The sequence below is a fragment of the Pseudomonas sp. NFACC56-3 genome (assembly GCF_900100025.1).
GTDB classification, from domain to species: domain Bacteria; phylum Pseudomonadota; class Gammaproteobacteria; order Pseudomonadales; family Pseudomonadaceae; genus Aquipseudomonas; species Aquipseudomonas fluorescens_AA.
Genome location: NZ_FMTK01000001.1, coordinates 235761 through 256975, shown reverse-complemented (window position 1 = coordinate 256975; position 21215 = coordinate 235761). Strand labels below are relative to the sequence as shown.

The window sequence follows — 21215 nt, the reverse complement described above, 5'->3', positions numbered from 1 at the left end:
GTGAGCTTGCGCGGTGCTGTCGAGTCAGCCGTGAGCGGCTAGATGTGTTTGGCGACCTTCGTGCCGTCCCAGCTCGAGTCCGTTGCCGGGGTCTGTGTCAGGGCGGGTTTGCCATCCAGGGTCTGCAACAGCACTTCGCGGTCACAGGCATTCTCCGAGAGGGAGATCACCACGGTTGCGACGGCGTTGCTCGCCAGACTGGTCAACGCCCGCGCTTCGGACATGAACCGATCGATCCCGATCAATAGGGCCAGGCCCGCCAGGGGAATGTCGTGGATGACCGTCAAGGTCGAGGCCAGGGCGACAAACCCGCTGCCGGTCACACCCGCAGCACCCTTTGACGACAGCAGCATGATCGCCAGCATGGTGATGACCTGGGTCAGCGTCAGGTCGATGTTGCAGGCCTGGGCAATGAAGATCGCCGCCAGCGACAGATAGATCGCCGTGCCGTCGAGGTTGAACGAGTAGCCGGTCGGCAGCACCAGCCCCACAACCCCTTTCTTGCACCCCAGGGCCTGGAGTTTTTCCAACATCCGCGGCATTACCGGTTCGGTCGAGGACGTGCCGAGCACCACCAGGAACTCTTCACGCAGGTAACGCAACAGCTTCCACAGGCTGAAACCGTGGGCCCGGCAAAGGCTGCCCAACACCACGAAGACGAAGAAGGCGCAGGCGATGTACAAGGTCATGATCAACTTGGCCAGCGAGCCCAGCGACGTGATGCCGTACTGCCCCACCGTGAAAGCCAAGGCCCCGAAAGCGCCAATCGGAGCGAAACGCATCAGGTAGGAGAAAATCTTGAACACCATGTGCGAAGCCGATTCCAGGACCTCCAGCACAGGCTTGCCGCGCTCGCCCAGGGACGACAGGGCAAAACCGCAGAGCACCGCGATAAACAGCACCGGCAGCACCTCGCCTTTATTGAAAGCGCCGATGAAGGTGTCGGGAATGATGTGCATGAAGAAGTCCACCACGCTCAGTTTCGCGGCGGATTCGGTGTACTGCGACAACCCCTGGGTGCTCAACTGCGTCGGGTCGATGTTCATGCCCGCGCCGGGCTTGAACAGGTAGACCGACACCAGGCCGATGATCAGGCTAATCACCGTCAGCGCCAGGAACAACAGCAGGGTCTTGCTCAACAAGCGCCCCAGCGAGCGCTTGTCGCTCATACCGGCGATGCCCGTGACAATGGTGCAGAACACCACCGGCGCGATCATCATCTTGATCAGCTTGATGAAGGCATCGCCCAGCGGCTTCAAGGCAATTGCCTGTTGCGACCAGAAGTGCCCGACGACCACGCCCAGCAGCACGGCGCAGATGATCTGGAAGTAGAGCGATTTAACAACTTTCATGGCATCACCCATTTTTAGAATTGTTCTGATGCAAAAGACCCTGGCGGCCCAGGGCTATCCGGCCAGACGTTGGGACGCCGTGGCGTAGACGTAACCCGAGAAAAGCCGGCGCGCGGTACGTACTACCGAAGCCTGAATGGTCTCACCCTTTTCACCCGTGTAAGACAGTACGACATCAATACCGCCGCTTGGGTGTTCGATCCGAACCTGTTGCAAGCGCGGTTTACTGACGTTGCCGAGCAACTGTGCAACGACGCTGCCTTCGGTTACGCACGCCGTGGCCAGGCCGATGGAGCCGGTGATCGCCAGGGCGCGGTGACAGTTGTGCGGCATGAAGTAGCGCACCTGGATCGTCCCGCCAGACTTGGCCGGAGACACCAGCACCGGCTTGGGAATGACCTTGTCGCTGACATCACCCAGACCCATCGCCAGGCCGGCTTTCAGCCGCAAGGACTCCAGCCGCTGCAGGAAGGCTTTATCGGCGTCCAGTTCGGCAGGGCTTTCATCGCCGCGTTTGCCGAGCTGGCTGGCCTCGACGATCATCATCGGCATCGCCATGTCGATGCAGGTCACCGGGATACCGTCGATCAGGTCCTGGGTCTGCCCGGTCGGGAAGAGTTTCCCCGTCTTGCTGCCCGCCGCATCGAGAAACGTCAGTTGTACCGGAGCGGCTGTGCCAGGCACGCCGTCGATGGCGGTGTCGCCTTCATAGCTGACCTTGCCTTCCGGGGTTTGCACTTCGGCATTCACGAAAGTCCCGGTGTTGAGGTTGCGAATGCGCACCCGGGTCAGATTGCCAGAAGGCTTGACCAGCCCCTGCTCGATGGCAAAGGGGCCGACGGCGCAGAGCATGTTGCCGCAGTTGGGGGCGGTATCGACACGACGCTGGGAAACCATGACCTGGACGAACAAATAATCGACATCCGCGTCTGGGTGCAGCGATGGGCTGACGATCGCCACTTTGCTGGTTTGTGGGCTGCCACCACCGATGCCATCGATTTCCAGCTCGTGGCCGGAGCCCATCAGGTTGAGCAGCAGCTCGTCACGTTCGGCGATGGCGACCGGTAGATCCCAGGCGAGAAACACCGGGCCTTTGGACGTACCGCCGCGCATTAGCACACAAGGAATTCGCTGCATGTTCACTAACTCTTGTTGATCAATCTGGATAATTGATGCTCTGGACACAAGAGTGGCAAAATTTGAAAAGTGTTTCCAATGCAAAGATCAGAGAGATTATTGCGTTTCACAAATGAATTACTTTACGATGATTTGTACCGCGCATCCCCCTCTCCGGTGAGGTAGAACATGGAATATGAGCTTCAGGACATACGATCTTTCGTGAAAATCGCCGAACTGGGCAGTTTCCACGAAGCCGCCGATGCGCTGCATCTGTCACAACCGGCCCTGAGCCGTCGGATGAAAAAACTCGAGGAGGGCCTGGGAACCGCCCTACTCGATCGCACGACCCGCAAGGTCAGCCTGACGAGTGTCGGCCGTGATTTCCTGCCCAAGGCGCGACGCTTGCTGGATGATTTCGACGACTCGATTCTCAACATCCGCGAGCTGGCGGAGCGGCAGATCGGCCGGGTGACCTTGGCGTGCATCCCCACGGCGGCGTTCTATTTCCTGCCTTCGGTGATCCGCCTCTACAACGAGCGCTACCCGAAAATCCGCATCCGCCTGCTCGACCTCAGCGCCAACGAAGGGCTCGAAGCGGTGCTGCGCGGCGAAGCCGACTTCGGCATCAACATGATGAGCGGCCAGCACCCGGACATCGAGTTCGTGCCCCTGGTCAACGAACCCTTTGTGCTGGCCTGCCGACGCGACCATGAATTGGCTGAACGCAGTGCGGTCACCTGGTCGGAACTCAGCGACTACCGGCTGATCGGGGTCGGGCGCCTGAGCGGCAACCGCATGCTGCTGGACCACGCGCTGTCGGGCCTGAGCTGGCGCCCACAGTGGTTCTACGAAGTGCAGCACTTGTCTACGTCCCTGGGACTGGTCGAGGCCGGCCTGGGCGTGTCGGCGATGCCCAGCCTGGCCATGCCGGCCGGGGATCATCCCACCCTGGTCAGCGTGCCGCTGATCGAGCCGGTGGTAAACCGCTCCCTGGGCCTGGTTTACCGCCGGGGCGCATCGCTCTCCCCGGCCGCGGAGAAATTCGTCTCGATCCTGCTTGAGCAGTGGCCGCAATGAAGCGAGCGTCTCCACACCACCAACGCGACGAGGCTGATCGAGGCACCCAGCAGGCTGACCGCCATCCAGCCCCACAGCGCATAGACCTGGGTCGCGGCGGCCGCTCCCAGTGCGCTGCCCACCGAGTAGAAACACATGTACGCACCGACCATGCGACTTTGGGCGTCGGGCCGCGCGGCGAAAATCAGGCTCTGGTTGGTGACGTGCACGGCTTGTACGGCGAAGTCGAGTAGCACCACGCCGCAGACCAGTGCGATCAGGGAGCTCTCGGTAAATGCGATGGGCAGCCAGGAGAACGTCAGGAGCCCCAGCGACAAACCGGTCACCCGTTGTCCAAAACCTTGATCGGCCCAACGACCGGCGCTTCTGGCCGCCAGGGCACCGGCGACACCCGCCAGGCCAAACAGGCCGATGGCCGTGTGTGAAAGTGACAGCGGCGCGGCGCTCAACGGCAGCACCATCGCAGTCCACAACACCGAAAAAGCGGCAAAGATCAGCAAGGCCAGCAGCCCCCTGGCCCGTAGCATCGGCTCGGTCACGAACAGCACGAACAGCGAACGGATAAGCGCCAGGTAGGGCTGCCGGTGACGGGGCGACACAGCGGCAGGCACCACAGCCCAGAACACTGCCGCGATGGTCAGCATCAAGCCCGAGGAAACGAAATAAACCCCGCGCCAGCCCGCCAGGTCGGCGATCGCCCCGGAGGTAAACCGCGCCAGGAGAATCCCCAGGACAACGCCACTGGTGACGGTGCCCACGGCCTGTCCCCGTTGGGAGGGCGAGGACAGCACGGCGACATAGGCCACCAGCACCTGGACAACCACCGCCAGCAGCCCCATCACGACCATGGCGCCCAGCAAAGCCAACCAATGCTGGGCTGCACCGACGGCCGCCAGCGCGATGGCAGACAACACCAATTGCGCGAAAACCAGCCGTTTACGGTCGACCCTGTCCCCCAGCGGGACGATGAACAGCAACCCCAGCGCGTACCCCACCTGGGTGGCCGTCACCACCGCCCCGATCAATCCGGAAGCGACGCCCAGGCTCTCGGCCATCGAGGCGAGCAAGGGCTGGGCAAAGTAGACATTGGCGACGGCCAATGCGCAGGTCACGGAAAACAATAACGTGAGCGACGGCGAAAGCCCCGGGCACTGCTGTTCATTCAAAGAGCCCGTGGAGAAGGAGCTTGCTCCCTCGCCCTCCTGATTTCCCGAAGGCTGCTGGGTGAAACCGTCGGCCTCTGCTGTCATGCACGTCTCCTTGGCGCTAAACTGGTTTCAATTAAAAACCTGTGTGGATTGTTGCGTTATCAGGTTTCAATTTGCAACCACAAAATTCCGGCCAACGTGGCAATGCTTTCCAGAGGGTCAATAAAATGGAAACCGCTTCATCGCAAAACAACGAATGCCCGGTCGCCAGGACACTGGATGTGATGGGTGATCGCTGGTCACTGATGATCATCCGCGACGCATTCGACGACATCCGTCGATTCAGCGAATTTCAAAAGAGCCTGGGCGTGGCCAAGAACATTCTGGCTTCGCGACTCAAAGCCTTGGTCGAGGCCGGCGTCTTCGACATTCGACCCGCCTCGGATGGGAGCGCCTACAAGGAGTACGTCCTGACAGAGAAAGGCCGGGAGATCTTTCCGGTGGTGGTCAGCCTGCGGCAGTGGGGCGAACGTTTCCTGTTTGAGCCGGGGGAAACGCGTTCCGTGCTGTTGGACAACGCGTCCGGGCAAACTCTCATGCCGATGGAGGTGCGCTCGGCAAGCGGTCAGAAACTCGGGCCGACCGATTGCCACAGGGCAAGACTCATGACCAACGACCTGACGTGAGCGTTTTTATCCCTGCAAAACCAGGGACATGTCCGGGTACCTGGCACACATGAAATCGACAAATGCCCGCACCTTCGGCGCAGCAAGACGTCGGGACGTGTGCAAGACCCAGAGTTCGGCTTCTTTCCCCGATACCGTGCCCCACTGGACCAACTCGCCACTGGCCAACTGGCTCCATACCATCGACTGCGGGATAAGGGCCGCCCCACCACCGGCGATGGCCGCATCGCGGATCATCAGGAACGAAGAGAACCGCAACCTGGGAATCGGTTCCAAGACCAAGTGGCCGCCGTCCAGTGTCCACTGCGTGGCCTCGAAACTGGACACCACAATGCCGGGAACCGAGCGGATGGCCCCGGGTGCAGGCATTGGCAGTTCAGGCGCGGCCACCACCACCAGCCGGTCCTTGGCGAAACAGCGACCGACTAAATCGCTGTCCGGGCCGGGGTTGATCCGGATGGCGACATCGAATTGTTCCTCGACGAGATCGACCACGCGGTCCTCCGCAATGACCTCGATCGTGACGTCAGGGTAAGCCGCACAAAAGTCTGCGCCGATGCGTCCCATCGCCAGCTGCGAGAACAGGACCGGAGCAGCGACACGCAAGCGTCCACGCGGCGTCGAGACACCCTCCTTCGCCGCCGCCATGGCCTCGGCCACCTCGGCCAGCGGCCCTTCGGCCCTGGCCATCAGCAGCGCACCGGCCTCGGTGAGCCTCAGGCCGCGGGCGCTGCGCTCGATCAGCCTGACCCCCAATTGCTCCTCAAGGTCGGCGATGCGGCGCGACAAGGTCGCCTTGGAGATTCCGCTGGCACGGCTTGCCTTGCCCAACCCCTCGTTCGTGGCCACGAGGGTGAAATCGATCAGTGCGTTCAGGTTCATGGTGTTCCACTTTTGCAACGGAGTGTCTACATCCTGGGGTCTTCGATTTATTCCTGCAACACCCTATCGTTTGTCCATCGCAACCGCCGACAAGGTCGTAGCGAACTGTCTGACTCACCCACCCTTTGCAGGAGATTCAAAATGAGCATTCTCGTTACCGGTGCCACGGGCACCCTCGGTTCACTCATCATTCAACGCCTCGCCAGTGCAGGCGCCGAGGTCAAGGCCCTCGTGCGCCAGCCGGGCAAGGGCAGTTTCCCGGTGGGCGTCACTGAAGTCGTTGCCGACCTCACCGACGTCCCTTCGCTGCGCAGCGCACTGGCATCGGTGCGTACGCTGTTCCTGCTCAACGCCGTGACGCCCGACGAGGTGACACAAGCCCTCATCACCTTGAACCTCGCTCGCGAAGCCGGCATCGAGCGCATCGTCTACCTGTCAGTGATCCATGCCGACAAATTCACCTACGTGCCGCACTTCACCGGCAAGCACACGGTGGAGCGCATGATCGAAAGCCTCGACATCCCGGCGACCATCCTGCGCCCGGCTTACTTCATGCAAAACGAATTCATAGTCCAGCAGACGATTCAGGACTACTCGGTGTACCCGATGCCGATCGGCTCGGCGGGCGTGTCGATGATCGATACCCGGGACATCGCCGATATCGCCGCTGCCGAGTTGCTGCGTCGTGACAAGGCACCTTCGGCCCTGGATCGAATCACCCTGGAGTTGGTCGGCCCGCACGCATTGACCGGTACCGCCGTGGCGAAAATCTGGAGCGCCGCCCTGGGGCGCGAGGTCGCCTACGGCGGTGACGATGTGGTCGCCTTCGAAGCACAATTGGCTGCGCATGGCCCTGCCTGGCTGGCTTATGACATGCGCCTGATGATGTCCGGTATCCAGACGTTTGGCATGCAGGCCGCTGAAGGCACCGTGGCGCGGCTCCAGGCGATTCTGGGACGCCCGCTGCGTACCTATGAAGATTTCGTTCGCGAGGCTGTCGCCGGAGTTTGAGCAGCGCAGGGCACTACTTTCCGATCGCCACCAGCGAGTCGAACAGCAGTTGTGCGACAGTAGGCAGTGCCCGCCCACGCCGCGATATCAACCCCAGGGTCCTGCTGATCGAGGGGTCGGTGAGGGGCCGAGTGACCAAGGTCGCATGGCCGTTGGCTGGCATCGCCAACTTGGGCACCACACCGACCCCCAACCCTGCCTCAACCAGACTGACGAGGGCAGGCACGTGTTTCACTTCGCAGAATGATCGGGGACGAATATCGCGGTTGGCAAGGGCCTGGTCGATCAGGAAACGATTGCCGCTGCCTTGCGCCAGACTGATGTAGTCAACGCCGGTCAGGTCATCCCAGGTCAGCGATGGACGCTCGGTCAGCGGATGTCCGACCTGGAGTGCAACGACGAAGGCTTCCTCCAGCAATGGTTGGAAAACCACATCGGCATCCTGCGTGCCGATGTAGGTCAAGCCAAAGTCCGCTTCACCCCGGGCCACGACGGTCAAGATCGCGGAGGACGATTCATCGATCACCCGAACCCGAATGCCTGGGTATTTGGCGTGATATTGCCGAATCACGTCCGGCAGAAAATACGCCACCGCCGATGGCACGCAGGCAATGGTGACCTCCCCGGAAAGCCTGTAGGCCAGTTCGTGAAAGCCGATCAGCGCACTTTCAAGTTCGTTCAGCACGTTTCTCGCACGGGGCAGAAAACCACGACCGATGGTGGAAAGCTCCACACGTCGCGTTGTGCGTTCGAACAGCTGTACACCCAACGCCAGCTCCAGCTTATCGACCCGACGAGAGAGCGCCGATTGCGACAGGTGCAACGCCTGAGCCGCCGCGCTGAAGCTTCCCAGGTCGGCCACCGCGAGAAAACCGCGAAGATCCGAGAGATCGAAATTCATGCGTTTTCCTCATAGATCGCACTTTTATTTGCATTTCTCTTTTTAATCGTCGCCCTGCACCCTGTCAACTCGTCGATACAACGACGATGACATCGCCCTATTACCAAGCGGAACCGCGTCGGTCAGCGTGCGCGGATTCGAATCGGAACGAGCCTATTTTCATGAATAACAACAACGAATATTCTGCTGTCGCGGTTGATGATCTACGCCAACTTGGGCGTCTTGCCTTCCAGGGATTGGGACTGAGCCATACGGCGGCCGAACAGGTTTCCAATGTGCTGGTACTGGCCGACTTGTTCGGCCTGACCACCCATGGTTTGAGCCGCATCGAATCCTATGGCGAGCGACTCGAATGCGGCGGCATCAGTGCTTCGGCCGAGCCTGTGACGGAAACGTTCGCCCCTGCCATCGCGCGGGTCGATGGGCGTAATGCGGTCGGTCCCTTGGTGGGCATGACGGCCCTGGAGGCCGGCATGAAAATGGCCAGACAGTTCGGTATCGCCTTGGTCATGGCTCGGGGCAGCAATCATTTCGGACCTGTTTCCCCGTACGCCTACATCGCGGCCGAGCAAGGCTTTGCCAGCATCATCGGCAGTAACGCGACCACCACGATCGCGCCTTCGGGCGGCAGCGACGCCCGCCTGGGCAATAGCCCCCTGGGGTTCGGCGTACCGAACCCGGATGGCAACCACTTCATGCTGGACATGGCCATGAGCGTGGTCGCGCGCGCCAAGATCCGCAATGCACTCACACGCGGGGAACGTATTCCAGACAACTGGGCAACGGATGCCAACGGCAAGCCCACCACCGACCCTCGTACCGCGCTGGAAGGTTTTCTGCTGCCCATCGGCGGTCACAAGGGTTACGGGCTCGCGCTGGTCGTGGACCTGCTGGCCGGCCTGCTCTCGGATGCAGCTTATCTGACCCACGTGAAATCATGGGTCGATGCACCGGATGAGCCACAGAACCTGGGGCATTTCTTCATCCTGATCGATACCGCGCGACTGGGCTCCCCTGACTGGCTGCAAGGCCGGATGACCGACTTCGCCTCGATCCTGCATCAAAGCCCCGCCGTCGAACCCGCCTCCCCCGTCATCGTCCCAGGGGAAATCGAACTGAAGAAAATGCACCGCCATGTACGCGAAGGTGTGCCGGTTGATCCGACCACCCAGCGGCTGCTTGACCTGTACGCCAGCCGCGTAGCCTGAGGAAGTCGACATGAACGCATTGAACACAAAACTTGCTGCCACCTTCACCCCCACCGGCGTACTTCGGGCGTCAATCAATGTGGGCAATCCGATCCTCGCCTGCCTTGATGAGGCAGGTCATGCGCGGGGTGTATCCGTCGACTTGGCGACCGCCTTCGCGGCGGAACTTGGCCTACCCCTTGAACTGCGGGTCTTCAAAAGCGCGGGTGAGTCCGTGACAGCGGTTTGCGAAGGCCAGGCCGACTTCGGCTTTTTCGCCATTGACCCGGTTCGCGCCGAACAACTGGCCTTTACCGCCCCGTATGTGCTGATCGAAGGCTGCTACCTGGTCAGGGACGACTCGCCCTTGAAAGGCATCGATCAGGTGGATCAGCCAGGTATCGAACTGGTGGTTGGCAAAGGCAGTGCGTACGACCTGCACCTGACGCGCGAACTGAAGCACGCCACGATCATTCGCTCACCGACCTCGCCAACCGTCGTCGAAACCTTTCTGGCCGAGGGCGCCGCCGTGGCGGCGGGTGTGAAGCAACAGCTGGCATTCGACGCCCAACGCTTCCCCGGCCTGCGCTTGTTGCCGGGGCGGTTCATGGAGATCCGCCAGGCCATGGGCATTCCCCAGGCCTATGGCAGGGAAGCCGCTGAACGGTTGCGGCATTTTGTCGAGTGGGCCAAGGCCAGCGGCTTCGTTGCCGAGGCACTCCAACGTCACGGCATCCAGGGTGCAACAGTCGCCCCTTGACCCTCGGCGCCCCGCTGGCAAGCGACATCCCCAATAAAAACAAGAGTATCTGACATGTTGGCATTTCTCGGCTTATCAATGGTCGTGGTCTTTACTTACCTGATCATGGCGAAGCGGCTTTCGCCCATTGTTGCGTTGATCGTCGTACCGGTGATCTTTTCGATCATCGCGGGTTTTGCGCTGACCACTGACAAGATGATGATCGACGGTATCAAGATGGTCGCACCGTCGGCAGCGTTGTTGCTGTTCGCGATCCTGTTCTTCGGCGTGTTATTCGACGCTGGATTGTTCGATCCGATGATCAAGATGATCTTGAAGGCGGTGAACGGCAATCCGGTGAGAATTGCGATCGGCACAGCCATTCTCTCGTTGACCACAGCGTTGGATGGCGACGGCACAACGACCTACATGATCACTTGCGCCGCGATGTTGCCCTTGTATAAGCGCATTCAGATGAACCCCATGATCCTCGCGAGCATCTGCGTGCTGTCCTTGAGCGTGATGGGCGGCATGACCCCTTGGGGTGGGCCGGCGACACGGGTGATCGCCGTGCTCGGGCTGGATGCCGCCGAGTTTTTCATTCCACTGCTACCGACCATGGCGCTCGGCGCGGCCGGCGTACTTTACGTTGCCTTTGTGTTGGGACGACGCGAGCGTCGGCGAATCGGCGTCATGACCTTGTCCAGTGGAGGCGATGACTGCTACATCGACTCCATCATCGGCCATGGCGAGCATAAGAGACCGAAGCGGGTGGTGCCCAACCTGATCCTGGTACTGGCGGTAATGGTCTGCCTGGTGACCGGGCTGCTCAATTCAGTGATCAGTTTCCTGCTGGGTTTCATCATCGCCCTGGTCATGAATTACCCACGCTTGGACTTGCAGAAAGAGCGCATGCTCGCCCATGCCAGCAATGCCATGGTCGTGGTACTGCTGGTGTTTGCGGCGGGAGTGTTTGCGGGCATATTCTCCGGCACGAAGATGGTCGATGCGATTGCCCAACTGCTGGTCCAGACCATCCCGCCGTCCTGGGGGCATCTGTTCCCACTGGTGGTGGCGATCACGAGCATGCCGCTGACGTTTCTGCTGTCCAACGACGCTTATTATTTCGGTGTGGTCCCGATCCTTGCCAATGCCGCGGCGGCTTACGGCATCAGCCCCATCGAAATCGCCCGCGCCTCCGTGCTGGGCCAACCGGTGCATCAAATCAGTCCGTTGGTGGCATCGACCTTGTTGCTGGTCGGCATGATCGATCGAGACCTCGGAGACTTTCAAAAGAGCACGGTCAAGTGGGCGGTGTTGCTCTCACTTGCAATGACCGGGTTGTCGCTGCTTACAGGCGCGATCACCCTGTTCACTTGAAAACGGCTGATTTGAAGGCCCCGGGGAATCCATTACTCCTCCGCGGGCCTCATATGAAAAATCGTATAGGGCAGAATCAACGTATCGGCCACGACACTGAAAGGCAGGTCAACGATTGCAAACGGTGCCAGCGCGCGTGAATACACATCGTTGTCGTTCATCGAGCCCTTGATGATCTCGATATCGGTAGCCGCACCGCAGTACGGGTGAAGGCCGCAAACTTACCCCATGCCAAAGGTTTCGTTGGCCGTCGCGCATCCCGCCAGCAGCGCCATCGTCAAAGCCAATACCACGATCCGCATGACGCGCTCTCCCCTGGAAAGGCGGGACTGTAGCATCGATGGCGGACGACCTGTAGGGTTGAAGACTGTTGCCACTGAAGACTGTTGCCCCAGAAACAGCGGCTCGGTTGTTGCCTGGGCAACAGCCATTCAACAATTCATCCGCCAGACCAACAGTCACGCCCCCTCCCATCCCCGCGAAGCCCAGTAAACGCTGGGCTTTTCGCGTTGGTACGGCCCTTGCTCAAGCCTATGTACCTCGATCAACAGTCCAACAGGAACACCTAGGATGAGCACTCCACTGAAAGTCGTCGCCGTCTCCGGCGGTACCGCCCGCCCCTCGCGCACACTGGCATTGACCGAAGCCATCCTGGGCGAGCTCGGTCAGCATCTGGTCATCGACCCCCACTTGATCGAACTGGGCAACATTGCCCGTCCGTTGGGCAGTGCGCTGTGGCGCAAGGAACTGCCGGAAACCGTCGAGCACGAACTGCGCCTGATCGAGTCTGCCGATTTGCTGGTGGTGGCCGCGCCGGTCTATCGCGGCACCTATCCGGGCCTGTTCAAGCATTTGTTCGATCTGGTCGGCCAGGACGCGCTGATCAACACGCCGGTACTGCTGGCCGCCACCGGTGGCAGCGAACGCCATGCCCTGGTCCTCGATCACCAGTTGCGCCCGCTGTTCAGCTTCTTCCAGTCACTCACCCTGCCCATCGGCGTGTACGCCAGCGAGACCGATTTCGCCGACTACCGCATCGTCAACGCGGCCTTGCAGTCGCGCATCGAGCTGGCGGCCGCACGCGCCGCTCGCCTGTTTGCCGGCCAGGCGCACGCCCTGCGCAAGATCGCCTGAGGAGCCCGCATGAATCACGATTGCATCTGCCTGGAAGGCGTTTTTGCGAGGGACATCGCATGAGAATCCAACCACAACCCACCGTGCTGACGCCGCTGCAAACCGCCCGCCGCCTGGCTGCGGAGTTCGCCGAAACCGCCGTCGAGCGCGACGAGGCCGGCGGCACGCCCAAGCTGCAACGCGACGCCATACGCCAGAGCGGTCTGCTGGCCTTGAGCATTCCCACCCAGTTCGGTGGCCTCGGGGCCAGTTGGAGCGAAACCCTTGGCGTGGTGCGCGAGTTCGCCAAGGTGGACAGCTCCATCGCCCACGTCTTCGGTTTTCAGCACCTGATGCTGGCCACCGTGCGCCTGTTCTCGCGCCCTGATCAGTGGCAACCCTGGTTCGAACAGACCGCCCGCAAGAACTGGTTCTGGGGCAACGCGCTGAACCCACTGGACACCCGTACCGTGGTCAAGACCTTCGACGGCTGGCGCGAATTCTCCGGCAAGAAGAGCTTCTGCTCCGGTGCCAGCGACTCGGAAATGCTGATCGCCTCGGCCATCGACGAAAGCGCTGGCGGCAAACTGCTGATCGCCGCGATCCCCAGTGGCCGCACCGGCATCACCCTGCACGGCGATTGGGACAATATGGGCCAACGCCAGACCGACAGCGGCAGTGCCACTTTCGAACGGGTGCGGGTGGAAGAGAACGAATTGCTGCTCGACCCCGGCCCCCTGAGTACGCCCTTCGCCTGCCTGCGCCCGCTGATCGCACAATTGCATTTCTCCCACATTTTCCTCGGTATTGCCGAAGGGGCCCTGGAAGAAGCCCGGCAATACACCCTCAAGGAAGGCCGTCCGTGGTTCCGTTCCAAGGCCCAGCATGTCAGCGAAGACCCTTATGTGTTGCGCCACTACGGCGAGTTCTGGGTTGGCCTGGAAAGTGTGCGACTGCTGGTGGAACGCGCCGCCGACCAGTTGGATGAGGCCTGGCACAAGGGCCACGCCCTGGGTGCCGAGGAGCGTGCCCAACTGGCGCTGTCCATCGCCACCGCCAAAGTCGCCGCCGTACGCACCGGCCTGGATATCTGTAGCCGCCTGTTCGAAGTCACCGGCGCCCGCGCCACCCATGCTTCGCTGCGCCTGGATCGCCATTGGCGCAACCTGCGCACCCAGAGCCTGCACGACCCCGTGGATTACAAACTCCACGAACTGGGTGAATGGGCACTGAACCAGACGCGCCCCACCCCCTCCTTCTACTCATAGGGATGCCCATGCAACTGCTGACTCTCCCCCCTTCGCCGACACTGGCTACCTCGATCCGGGCGACCGCACAGGTCTTCGAAGACCCTAGATCGCAGGCGCTGCTCGCCCACGTGCAACAGGTCGCCCCCAGCGAGGCCAGCGTCCTGATCATTGGCGAGACCGGCACGGGCAAGGAGCTGGTCGCACGTCACATCCACAACCTCAGCGGCCGTCGCGCCGGGCCCTTCGTCGCCGTCAACTGCGGGGCTTTTTCCGAATCGCTGGTGGAGGCGGAGCTGTTCGGCCACGAGAAAGGTGCCTTCACCGGCGCCCTCACCGCCAAGGCCGGCTGGTTCGAGGAAGCCAACGGCGGCACACTGTTCCTCGACGAGATCGGCGACCTGCCGATGGCCATCCAGGTCAAGCTGCTGCGGGTGCTGCAGGAGCGCGAGGTGGTGCGCCTGGGCTCGCGCAAGAGCATCCCGATCAACGTGCGAGTGGTCGCTGCCACCAACGTGCAGCTGGACAAGGCCATCGGCGCCGGCCACTTCCGCGAAGACCTGTACTACCGTCTCGACGTGGTCAGCCTGCAACTCTATCCGTTGCGTGAACGGCCCGGCGACATCCTGCCGCTGACCCGTCACTTCATCAAGACCTACTGCAACCGCCTGGGCTACGGCGAAGTGCGCCTGACTTCCGGAGCCGAGCGCAAACTGGCGGGCTACAGCTGGCCGGGCAACATCCGCGAACTGGAGAACGTCATCCACCACACCCTGCTGGTGTGCCGCAACGGTCTGGTGCAGGAAGACGACTTGCGCTTGTCGTCCCTGCGCATCGAGCGCCAGGAGCCACCGCAGGCCGCCCTCGGCGAGAGCGCCGACGAACAACTGTTGCGCACGTTCCACCGGTTGTTCGAAGAACAGGCTGGCGGCCTCCACGAGAAGGTTGAAGACAGCCTACTGCGCGCCGCCTACCGCTTCTGCCACTGCAACCAGGTGCGCACCGCCAGCTTGCTGGGCCTGAGTCGCAACGTCACGCGAGCACGCCTGATCGCCATTGGCGAGTTGGTGGTCAATCGACGTCGCCCGGACACCCACACACGCCCGGATCGGGCGCTGCAACTGTCGATCTGAGCACAATAAAACCAGGCGATGCGGCGCCCCCGTGGGTGACCGACAACGCCCCAATATGCCAAGCGTTGCGATGCCGGAAGGGCCCATGCGCCCTTCCATACGCCCAACCGCACAAGGACCGAACCTCATGAGCCTGGATATTTTCTGGTTCCTTCCCACCTCCGGCGACACTCGTTACCTGGGACACTCCGACAGTGGCCGACCGGCGACCAATGCCTACATGCGCCAGATCGCCGTGGCCGCCGATCAGCTCGGCTACGATGGCCTGCTGATCCCCACCGGGGCCAGTTGCCTGGATCCCTGGGTGACCGCCGCCAGCCTGGTTCCGGTGACCCAGCGCATCAAGCTGCTGGTGGCGCTGCGCACCTCGCTGGGCAACCCCACGGCGTCGGCGCGCCAGGCCGCCAGCCTGGATCAGGCCAGTGGTGGCCGCCTGCTGCTCAACGTCGTACCCGGCGGCGACGCCACCGAACTGGAAGCCGACGGAGTGTTCCTCACGCACGACGAGCGCTATGCCGCCTCCGATGAGTTCCTGACCATCTGGCGTCGCCTGCTCCAGGGCGAAACCGTCGACTTCGACGGCAAGCACCTGAAAGTGCGTGGCGCCCAGAACTTCTTCCCGCCGGTACAACACCCCCACCCGCCGCTGTACTTCGGCGGTTCATCAGAGGCCGCCCACGAATTGGCAGCCAAGCATGTCGATGCCTACCTGACCTGGGGCGAACCGCCGGCGGCCGTGGCCGAGAAGATCGCCGACGTGCGCGCTCGTGCCGCCAGGCATGGCCGCAGCGTGCGCTTCGGCGTGCGCCTGCACGTGATCGTGCGGGAAACCAGCGAAGCCGCCTGGGCCGCTGCCGACGAGTTGATCAGCCACCTCGACGACGCCACCATCGCCGCAGCCCAGGCCAACTACGTCAAGATGGATTCCGAAGGCCAGCGGCGCATGGCCGCGTTGCACGGCGGCGACCGCAACAAGCTGGAAGTGGCGCCCAATCTCTGGGCCGGTGTCGGCCTGGTGCGCGGCGGTGCCGGTACGGCACTGGTCGGCGATCCGGAAACCGTCGCCGCACGTCTGCTGGAATACGCCGACTTGGGCGTCGACAGCTTCGTCCTCTCGGGTTACCCGCACCTGGAAGAGGCCTATCGCTTCGCCGAACTGGTGTTCCCGCTCTTGCCGGGCAAGGGCAAGGTCACCGTGGAAGGCGCCTTCACTGGCGGCGCCTTCGACGTTCGCGCCGGCAAGGAGAAAGTCGCATGAACGTCATCGACCTGCGTTGTCGCCCGGCCTACCTGCACCCATTCTTCGGCGGGGTACCGGGCTCGCCCGAACACGCCGTGGCGCGCTGGCTCAACCGGCGCGTCGGCACCCGCGGCCCGGACGATCACTTCGAACGTTCGTTGACACCGGAGGGTTTTCTCGCCGAGGTGCGTGACGCCGGGCTGGACAAAGCCGTGGTGGTGGGCCGCCACACACCGAGCCAGCACCTGCCGAATGAGCGCATCCATGAAATCGTTCGGGGTCACGACGAGCTGATCGGCATCGGTTCGGTAGAGCCGGTGCTACAAGGAGTCGAAGGCGCCTTGGCGGAAATAGATCGGGCGATCGATCACCTGGGCCTGGCCGGCATCGACCTGGAACCGGGCTTCGCCGAGCCGGCCCGGCACCCCGACGATACGCTGTACTGGCCGCTCTACGAACACCTGCAAAAGCGCGGTATCCCGCTGTTCCTGATGAGCGGGCCGACCACCCCGGACCCGAGCTACAACGACCCGGCACGCCTGGCGGCCGTAGCCCGTGCGTTCCCGGAGCTGACGATCGTCGTCTACCACGGCTACTGGCCCAACGTGCAGCAGGCCCTCGGCGTTGCTTTCCGCTTTGAAAACATTCACCTGGTGCCGGACATGTACCTGTTCCAGCCGGGCAGCGAGGGTTACGTGCAAGCGGCCAACGGCTACCTGGCCGACCAGTTGCTGTTCGGCTCCTCCTACACCTTCCGACCGATCCGTCAAAGCATCGAAGACGCCCTGCAACTGGGGCTGAAAGACGAGGTGCTGGAGAAGTTCTTCCACGGTAACGCGCGCAGGGTGTTTGGGCTGGCTTGAGCCGGCGTCGGCTCTGTTTCCCGGGGAGCACTCCGGCACTCCCCGATTTCATCACGTTGCCTGGCCGATCCATCGCCTATCCCGCAGCCAGGCGCCCTTCTTGCTCGTCGGCCAACGCGGCGCCGTTGAGGTAGTGGTCGCCCAGCAGTCGACGCTGGGTCGGCAATACCGGTTCGGCGCTGTGTGGCAGGGGCCGCGGCAGGCTTCTGCCGGCCAGTTCGAAGTACACGTCACCCGCCAGGCGCACCGCCTCCGCGGCAGCCAAGCGAAAGGCAATGGCGGCCGACTGGGACTCATCGGCGTATTCCAGCAAGGCGTCAGCAGCGTCGATGCGGATGCGCAGTTCGCCGACGGCGGCGATCACCAGCGCTTCGTGGCGGGCACTTTGCGCACGCAGATAGTCGATCAGCGCCACCTCGACATGCCGAGCATGGGCCAGGTCGCTACGGCCTGGGGAATGTAAGTTGGACATGGCGATACCTCAGTTCCAGGAATGACGTTGCGGCTGGATGCCGTTGAGCAGTTGATTGCCGACCAAGTGATATTTCCAGCGCACCGGATCGTGCAGGGTGTGGGTCCGCGCATTGCGCCAGAACCGGTCCAACCCCTGGCTGGCCGAGACGCTGCGGGTGCCGCCCAACTCCAACAGACGGCTGGAAGCCTCCAGGGAAATCTCGGTGGACAGCACCTTGGCCTGGCCGACAATCACCGAAGCTTCAGCGACCCGCTCCTCGCTGGGCTCGGCGACGGCCCGGTCGACCGCGTGCGCCGCGCGACGCAGAATCGCTTCGGCCGCTTGCAGGCGCCAGGCCAACTCACCGATCAGCGCCTGGCCAAGCGGGTCCTGCCAGCCGTGTTGCAGCCCGCTGTCCACCCATGGCCGCGCCTGGCGTGCTACGCGCAAGGTCTCGGCGAACGCGCCCCGGGCGATACCAGTGTCCACCGCAGCCTGAATGATTTGCGAGATCGGGCCATCGGAGGTGGGTTGGTCATAGGCCTTCCAGGCCGGCACCACGTCGCTCACCGGTACCCGTACACCTTCAATGCGCACCTGGCCACTGGCGGTGATGCGCTGACCGAAGCCGTCCCAACTGTCGATCACCGTCAGGCCCGCCGCATCCCGTGGAACGAAGGCGATATGCACGTGCCCCGCTTCGTCCACCCCGGCGACCGGCACGATGTGGGCGAACAACGCACCGGTGCAGTAGGCCTTCTCGCCGTCGAGTACGGCCGTGTCGCCGTCGAAGCGGATCTGCGTCTGGAAGGTGGTGACATACTGGCTGCGCGCTTCGGAAAAGGCGTTGCCGAAACGATAGCCCTGCAGCACCTTGGCGTAGTAGTGGCGCTTCTGCTCCTCGCTGCCGGTCAGGCTGAGGTTGCTGAGCACACCGAAATGGTTCTGCGGCAACTGGCCGAGGGACGGATCGGCAGCGGAAATGATCGCGATCACTTCGCTGAGGGTGGCATAGGACACCTCGGCGCCACCGTAGGCCTTCGGCACACGGATCGCCCACAGCCCGCTCGCGGAAAAACGTTCGAGTTCTTCCCAGGGCAGCCGTCGCTCGCGGTCGCGCAAGGCCGCCTCGCGGGCGAAATCCTCGGCCAGGCGCTGGGCCACCTCGATGGCCTCGGCGTCGCTACGGATAATGTGAGCCGGACTGCGCGGTGCCGGATGGGCCTGTCCAGGCAGATCGAAAGACGGTGAGGCGGTCATGTGCTACTCCATGCATAACGGGTTCATCCAGCGTTAAAGCACAGCCCGTACCAACATTAAAAACGCTTTATATTCAATTACTTGAAGAAATACCCGGGAACGTTTGAAAGCCCCGCGAGCGGCAAACTGTCGGTGAACTGTTGCCCAGCGAACAGTTCCTCAGCGAGCCTTGCCACCCAGGTAAAAATGCTGGAGGTCTTCCCGCGCCGCCAGCTCAGTGGCGTCGCCCTCGCCCACTACCCGCCCGTTCTCCAGGATGTAGGCGTAGCTGGCATGGCGCAGGGCGACATTGATGTTCTGCTCGGCCACCAGAAAGCTCACGCCCTCCTGAGCATTGAGCTGCGCGACGATGGCGAAAATCTCTTCGACGAGAATCGGCGCCAGCCCCATCGAGGGTTCATCGAGCAGCACCAGTCGAGGCTGGGTCATCAAGGCCCGGCCGATGGCAAGCATCTGCTGCTCGCCGCCCGAGGTCAGCCCGGCCTGGGTCTTGCGCTTGGTCTTCAACCGCGGGAACCAGGCGTAGATCCGTTCCAGATCCTGCTCCAGCTCCCGGCGCGTCGGCTTGCGCAGGAAGCCGCCGCTGCGCAAGTTGTCCTCGACGCTCAGGTGGGCGAACACATGCCGCCCCTCCAGCACATGGACGATGCCTTGGCGGGCCAGCAGATTGGCCGCAACCCCGGCGGTGTCCTGTCCCTGGAAGACAATCCGCCCACGGCTGACCTGCGCCCGATCGGCCTGGACCAGCCCGGAAATGGCCTTGAGCGTAGTGCTCTTGCCCGCGCCGTTGGCGCCGAGCAGGGCGACGATATCGCCCTGTCCGACCCGCAGGGAAACCCCGGCCACGGCGAGGATCGCGCCGTCGTAGATCACTTCGATGTCTTGCACCGCCAGCAACTCGCTGCTTTCGGCGCCCGCCAGGGCCGCAAGGGTCATGGTTCCCTACTCCTTGGGCGCAGTCGCGCCCGGTTGCGTTTCGATTTGCCGAGCCGTGTGCAGGGTCACTGCGCCGCGCAATCGCGAGGGGTCACGCCCTTCTCTTTCGCGTATTCGGCGGCCTTGGCATCGATCAACGGGCGCAACGTGGCGCGATCGGCCTGGACCCAGTCGGTGATCAGGTTCCACTGCTGGCCGTCCCATTGCTGCACCTTGGCCGCCCCGCCGCCCTCGTGGTCGCTGCAGGACAACCGCAACGGCTGCATCAGCCCAAGAAAACCGATTTCCTTGAGGCGCGCATCGTTGAGGTCGAGATGCTCCAGGCCCCAGCGACCTTCCTCACCGTTGAGCGGACGGTTGCCGAAATGCTTCTGCCCGGTGCGGATCGCTTCGACGGCAATGGCGGCATTCACCAGGCCGGAGTTGTAGTAGACGCTGCCAAAACTCTTCGGATCCTTGAGGTCGCTCTTGCCGGTATCGAGGATGTGCTGGCGGATACGCTGGTGGATGTCGAAGTCGGCGCCGCCCGGATAGGGTGTCAATGCCAGATACCCTTTGCCCGCCTCACCGGCCGGTAGCACGTCTTCGTTGGAGCTGGCCCAGATGTCGCCGACGATGCGTTCCACCGGGTAGCCGAAACGTGCCGCGGTCTTGATCGCCACCGGCGTGGACACGCCCCAGGTCCGCAGGAACACCCAGTCCGGCTTGAGTTGCCGCACCTGGCGCCACTGCCCGGCCTGTTCGTTACCCGGATCGGCCACCGCGATCTGGATGTTCTCGAAGCCGTACTTCTGCGCCAGCAACGCCAACGGCCCCTGAGTTTCCCGGCCGTAGGCGGAGTCGTGGTAGACGGTGGCGATTTTCTTGCCCTTGAGCTTGTCCAACCCGCCCTCCCGCTCGGCCACGTAGTTGATGAACGCCGAGGCCTCGCTGTAGAACGTCAGCATGGCCGGGAAGTTATAGGGGAACACCCTGCCGTCGGTGGCTTCGGTACGGCCATAGCCAAGGGTGATCAAGGGAATCTTGTCGGCCTCGGCCTTGTCCGCGAGGGCGTAGGCAGCCGGTGCGCCGTTGGGCTGATAGACCGCCACCGGCGCGCCATCGAGACCGTTCTTGAAGCGCTCGTAGCATTCGATGCCCTTCTCCGCCGTCCATTCGGTCTCGCACTCCTGCCAGACCAGCTTGACGCCGTTGATGCCACCTTCCACCTCGTTGATGTAGCGCAGGTAGTCGATCATTCCGGCCCACACCGGAATGCCGCTGGAGGCATAGGCGCCGACCCGGTAGGTGGCCAGGGGGAAGAATTGTTCGTTGGCCGCCTGGGCAGCCGGTACCAGCGCCGCGCAGGCGCCGAGTGCCAGGCCGATGGCGGCGAGACGACGTTTGAAGGTTGCATGCATGATTGTCTTTCTCGGTTTGAGTGCCTGGCCGCGTCATGACGGCCGGCGGTTGGAAACCTCCTTTCCCTGGGTCGGGTCAAGGTCTGT

At 62.6% G+C, this 21215-nt stretch carries 21 protein-coding genes and 1 pseudogene; 11 read left to right on the top strand and 11 right to left on the bottom strand.

Annotation, left to right across the window (positions count from 1 at the left end; translation table 11 throughout):
* Positions 1-38 precede the first annotated feature (38 nt).
* Positions 39-1364, bottom strand: a complete 1326-nt coding sequence (gene dctA / locus BLO80_RS01020) for a C4-dicarboxylate transporter DctA (protein ID WP_092326195.1) — start codon at positions 1362-1364, stop codon at positions 39-41.
* Between the two features lie 42 nt (positions 1365-1406).
* Positions 1407-2489, bottom strand: coding sequence for a 4-oxalomesaconate tautomerase (locus BLO80_RS01015; protein WP_092326193.1), 1083 nt, complete (start codon positions 2487-2489; stop codon positions 1407-1409).
* Positions 2490-2657: 168 nt separating this feature from the next.
* Between BLO80_RS01015 and BLO80_RS01010 the strand changes: the two genes are divergently transcribed.
* A complete protein-coding gene (locus BLO80_RS01010; protein WP_003200706.1) occupies positions 2658-3548 on the top strand; it encodes a LysR family transcriptional regulator in 891 nt (296 codons plus the stop codon).
* Here the strand turns inward: BLO80_RS01010 and BLO80_RS01005 are convergent.
* Positions 3473-4798 (bottom strand): MFS transporter, encoded by a 1326-nt coding sequence (locus tag BLO80_RS01005; RefSeq protein WP_092326191.1) that lies wholly within the window; start codon positions 4796-4798, stop codon positions 3473-3475. The genes BLO80_RS01010 and BLO80_RS01005 overlap by 76 nt on opposite strands.
* A gap of 125 nt (positions 4799-4923) precedes the next feature.
* Here BLO80_RS01005 and BLO80_RS01000 point away from each other — a divergent pair, with 125 nt between their 5' ends.
* On the top strand, positions 4924-5382 hold the full coding sequence (locus tag BLO80_RS01000; RefSeq protein WP_092326190.1) for a winged helix-turn-helix transcriptional regulator: 459 nt from the start codon (positions 4924-4926) through the stop codon (positions 5380-5382).
* A gap of 6 nt (positions 5383-5388) precedes the next feature.
* On the opposite strand, the gene BLO80_RS00995 is transcribed toward BLO80_RS01000, so the two are convergent.
* Positions 5389-6264: a LysR family transcriptional regulator gene (locus BLO80_RS00995; RefSeq protein ID WP_092326188.1), complete on the bottom strand. Its 876-nt coding sequence runs from the start codon at positions 6262-6264 to the stop codon at positions 5389-5391.
* A 141-nt stretch (positions 6265-6405) separates the two neighbouring features.
* On the opposite strand from BLO80_RS00995, the gene BLO80_RS00990 reads away from it, so the two are divergent.
* Complete coding sequence (locus BLO80_RS00990) at positions 6406-7275, top strand: NmrA/HSCARG family protein (protein WP_092326187.1); 870 nt, start codon at positions 6406-6408, stop codon at positions 7273-7275.
* 13 nt (positions 7276-7288) lie between these two features.
* Here the strand turns inward: BLO80_RS00990 and BLO80_RS00985 are convergent, their stop codons facing one another.
* Positions 7289-8176 (bottom strand): LysR family transcriptional regulator, encoded by an 888-nt coding sequence (locus tag BLO80_RS00985; RefSeq protein ID WP_092326185.1) that lies wholly within the window; start codon positions 8174-8176, stop codon positions 7289-7291.
* Positions 8177-8337: 161 nt separating this feature from the next.
* Here BLO80_RS00985 and BLO80_RS00980 point away from each other — a divergent pair, with 161 nt between their 5' ends.
* From BLO80_RS00980 to BLO80_RS00970, 3 genes are read left to right on the top strand one after another with little or no spacing between them, the layout of a single operon-like run.
* Positions 8338-9384 (top strand): Ldh family oxidoreductase, encoded by a 1047-nt coding sequence (locus BLO80_RS00980; RefSeq protein WP_092326184.1) that lies wholly within the window; start codon positions 8338-8340, stop codon positions 9382-9384.
* A gap of 10 nt (positions 9385-9394) precedes the next feature.
* Positions 9395-10123, top strand: a complete 729-nt coding sequence (locus tag BLO80_RS00975) for a transporter substrate-binding domain-containing protein (RefSeq protein WP_092326182.1) — start codon at positions 9395-9397, stop codon at positions 10121-10123.
* 54 nt (positions 10124-10177) lie between these two features.
* The gene (locus BLO80_RS00970; protein WP_092326180.1) at positions 10178-11482 is read left to right on the top strand and encodes a CitMHS family transporter; all 1305 of its coding nucleotides are present in this window, start codon (positions 10178-10180) and stop codon (positions 11480-11482) included.
* Between the two features lie 32 nt (positions 11483-11514).
* On the opposite strand, the pseudogene BLO80_RS30110 reads toward BLO80_RS00970, so the two are convergent.
* Positions 11515-11679: pseudogene (locus BLO80_RS30110) on the bottom strand (YceK/YidQ family lipoprotein); the annotation flags it as partial.
* 24 nt (positions 11680-11703) lie between these two features.
* Complete coding sequence (locus BLO80_RS30105; protein WP_256574051.1) at positions 11704-11913, bottom strand: hypothetical protein; 210 nt, start codon at positions 11911-11913, stop codon at positions 11704-11706.
* A gap of 139 nt (positions 11914-12052) precedes the next feature.
* Between BLO80_RS30105 and msuE the strand changes: the two genes are divergently transcribed.
* The 5 genes from msuE (at position 12053) to BLO80_RS00940 (ending at position 17078) form a co-directional block, all read left to right on the top strand.
* Complete coding sequence (gene msuE / locus BLO80_RS00960; protein WP_092165460.1) at positions 12053-12616, top strand: FMN reductase; 564 nt, start codon at positions 12053-12055, stop codon at positions 12614-12616.
* Between the two features lie 59 nt (positions 12617-12675).
* Complete coding sequence (locus tag BLO80_RS00955; protein ID WP_092326179.1) at positions 12676-13863, top strand: acyl-CoA dehydrogenase family protein; 1188 nt, start codon at positions 12676-12678, stop codon at positions 13861-13863.
* A gap of 8 nt (positions 13864-13871) precedes the next feature.
* The gene (locus BLO80_RS00950) at positions 13872-14975 is read left to right on the top strand and encodes a sigma-54 interaction domain-containing protein (protein ID WP_092256295.1); all 1104 of its coding nucleotides are present in this window, start codon (positions 13872-13874) and stop codon (positions 14973-14975) included.
* A 127-nt stretch (positions 14976-15102) separates the two neighbouring features.
* Positions 15103-16233 (top strand): FMNH2-dependent alkanesulfonate monooxygenase, encoded by a 1131-nt coding sequence (gene ssuD, locus BLO80_RS00945; RefSeq protein ID WP_092326177.1) that lies wholly within the window; start codon positions 15103-15105, stop codon positions 16231-16233.
* Positions 16230-17078, top strand: coding sequence for an amidohydrolase family protein (locus BLO80_RS00940; protein ID WP_092326176.1), 849 nt, complete (start codon positions 16230-16232; stop codon positions 17076-17078). Before ssuD ends, BLO80_RS00940 begins: the two co-directional genes overlap by 4 nt.
* 76 nt (positions 17079-17154) lie before the next feature.
* Here BLO80_RS00940 and BLO80_RS00935 read toward each other — a convergent pair whose 3' ends face one another.
* The 4 genes from BLO80_RS00935 to BLO80_RS00920 form a co-directional block, all read right to left on the bottom strand.
* Positions 17155-17550: a hypothetical protein gene (locus BLO80_RS00935; RefSeq protein ID WP_092326174.1), complete on the bottom strand. Its 396-nt coding sequence runs from the start codon at positions 17548-17550 to the stop codon at positions 17155-17157.
* 9 nt (positions 17551-17559) lie between these two features.
* Positions 17560-18792, bottom strand: coding sequence for an SfnB family sulfur acquisition oxidoreductase (locus BLO80_RS00930; RefSeq protein WP_092326173.1), 1233 nt, complete (start codon positions 18790-18792; stop codon positions 17560-17562).
* A 159-nt stretch (positions 18793-18951) separates the two neighbouring features.
* A complete protein-coding gene (locus BLO80_RS00925; protein WP_092326171.1) occupies positions 18952-19728 on the bottom strand; it encodes an ABC transporter ATP-binding protein in 777 nt (258 codons plus the stop codon).
* Positions 19729-19793: 65 nt separating this feature from the next.
* On the bottom strand, positions 19794-21128 hold the full coding sequence (locus tag BLO80_RS00920) for an ABC transporter substrate-binding protein (protein ID WP_092326170.1): 1335 nt from the start codon (positions 21126-21128) through the stop codon (positions 19794-19796).
* Positions 21129-21215: the final 87 nt, after the last annotated feature.

What these genes read in the sequence shown, in the direction of transcription:
- BLO80_RS00980 (WP_092326184.1), top strand. Translation starts at nt 8,338, where the DNA reads ATGAATAACAACAACGAATATTCTGCTGTCGCGGTTGATGATCTACGC.
- BLO80_RS01015 (WP_092326193.1), bottom strand. Translation starts at nt 2,489, where the DNA reads ATGCAGCGAATTCCTTGTGTGCTAATGCGCGGCGGTACGTCCAAAGGC.
- BLO80_RS00970 (WP_092326180.1), top strand. Translation starts at nt 10,178, where the DNA reads ATGTTGGCATTTCTCGGCTTATCAATGGTCGTGGTCTTTACTTACCTG.
- BLO80_RS01000 (WP_092326190.1), top strand. Translation starts at nt 4,924, where the DNA reads ATGGAAACCGCTTCATCGCAAAACAACGAATGCCCGGTCGCCAGGACA.
- BLO80_RS01010 (WP_003200706.1), top strand. Translation starts at nt 2,658, where the DNA reads ATGGAATATGAGCTTCAGGACATACGATCTTTCGTGAAAATCGCCGAA.
- BLO80_RS00920 (WP_092326170.1), bottom strand. Translation starts at nt 21,128, where the DNA reads ATGCATGCAACCTTCAAACGTCGTCTCGCCGCCATCGGCCTGGCACTC.
- BLO80_RS00995 (WP_092326188.1), bottom strand. Translation starts at nt 6,264, where the DNA reads ATGAACCTGAACGCACTGATCGATTTCACCCTCGTGGCCACGAACGAG.
- BLO80_RS00950 (WP_092256295.1), top strand. Translation starts at nt 13,872, where the DNA reads ATGCAACTGCTGACTCTCCCCCCTTCGCCGACACTGGCTACCTCGATC.
- BLO80_RS00985 (WP_092326185.1), bottom strand. Translation starts at nt 8,176, where the DNA reads ATGAATTTCGATCTCTCGGATCTTCGCGGTTTTCTCGCGGTGGCCGAC.
- BLO80_RS00935 (WP_092326174.1), bottom strand. Translation starts at nt 17,550, where the DNA reads ATGTCCAACTTACATTCCCCAGGCCGTAGCGACCTGGCCCATGCTCGG.
- BLO80_RS00930 (WP_092326173.1), bottom strand. Translation starts at nt 18,792, where the DNA reads ATGACCGCCTCACCGTCTTTCGATCTGCCTGGACAGGCCCATCCGGCA.
- BLO80_RS00975 (WP_092326182.1), top strand. Translation starts at nt 9,395, where the DNA reads ATGAACGCATTGAACACAAAACTTGCTGCCACCTTCACCCCCACCGGC.
- dctA (WP_092326195.1), bottom strand. Translation starts at nt 1,364, where the DNA reads ATGGGTGATGCCATGAAAGTTGTTAAATCGCTCTACTTCCAGATCATC.
- BLO80_RS00925 (WP_092326171.1), bottom strand. Translation starts at nt 19,728, where the DNA reads ATGACCCTTGCGGCCCTGGCGGGCGCCGAAAGCAGCGAGTTGCTGGCG.
- BLO80_RS00990 (WP_092326187.1), top strand. Translation starts at nt 6,406, where the DNA reads ATGAGCATTCTCGTTACCGGTGCCACGGGCACCCTCGGTTCACTCATC.
- BLO80_RS01005 (WP_092326191.1), bottom strand. Translation starts at nt 4,798, where the DNA reads ATGACAGCAGAGGCCGACGGTTTCACCCAGCAGCCTTCGGGAAATCAG.
- ssuD (WP_092326177.1), top strand. Translation starts at nt 15,103, where the DNA reads ATGAGCCTGGATATTTTCTGGTTCCTTCCCACCTCCGGCGACACTCGT.
- BLO80_RS00940 (WP_092326176.1), top strand. Translation starts at nt 16,230, where the DNA reads ATGAACGTCATCGACCTGCGTTGTCGCCCGGCCTACCTGCACCCATTC.
- msuE (WP_092165460.1), top strand. Translation starts at nt 12,053, where the DNA reads ATGAGCACTCCACTGAAAGTCGTCGCCGTCTCCGGCGGTACCGCCCGC.
- BLO80_RS30105 (WP_256574051.1), bottom strand. Translation starts at nt 11,913, where the DNA reads ATGGCTGTTGCCCAGGCAACAACCGAGCCGCTGTTTCTGGGGCAACAG.
- BLO80_RS00955 (WP_092326179.1), top strand. Translation starts at nt 12,676, where the DNA reads ATGAGAATCCAACCACAACCCACCGTGCTGACGCCGCTGCAAACCGCC.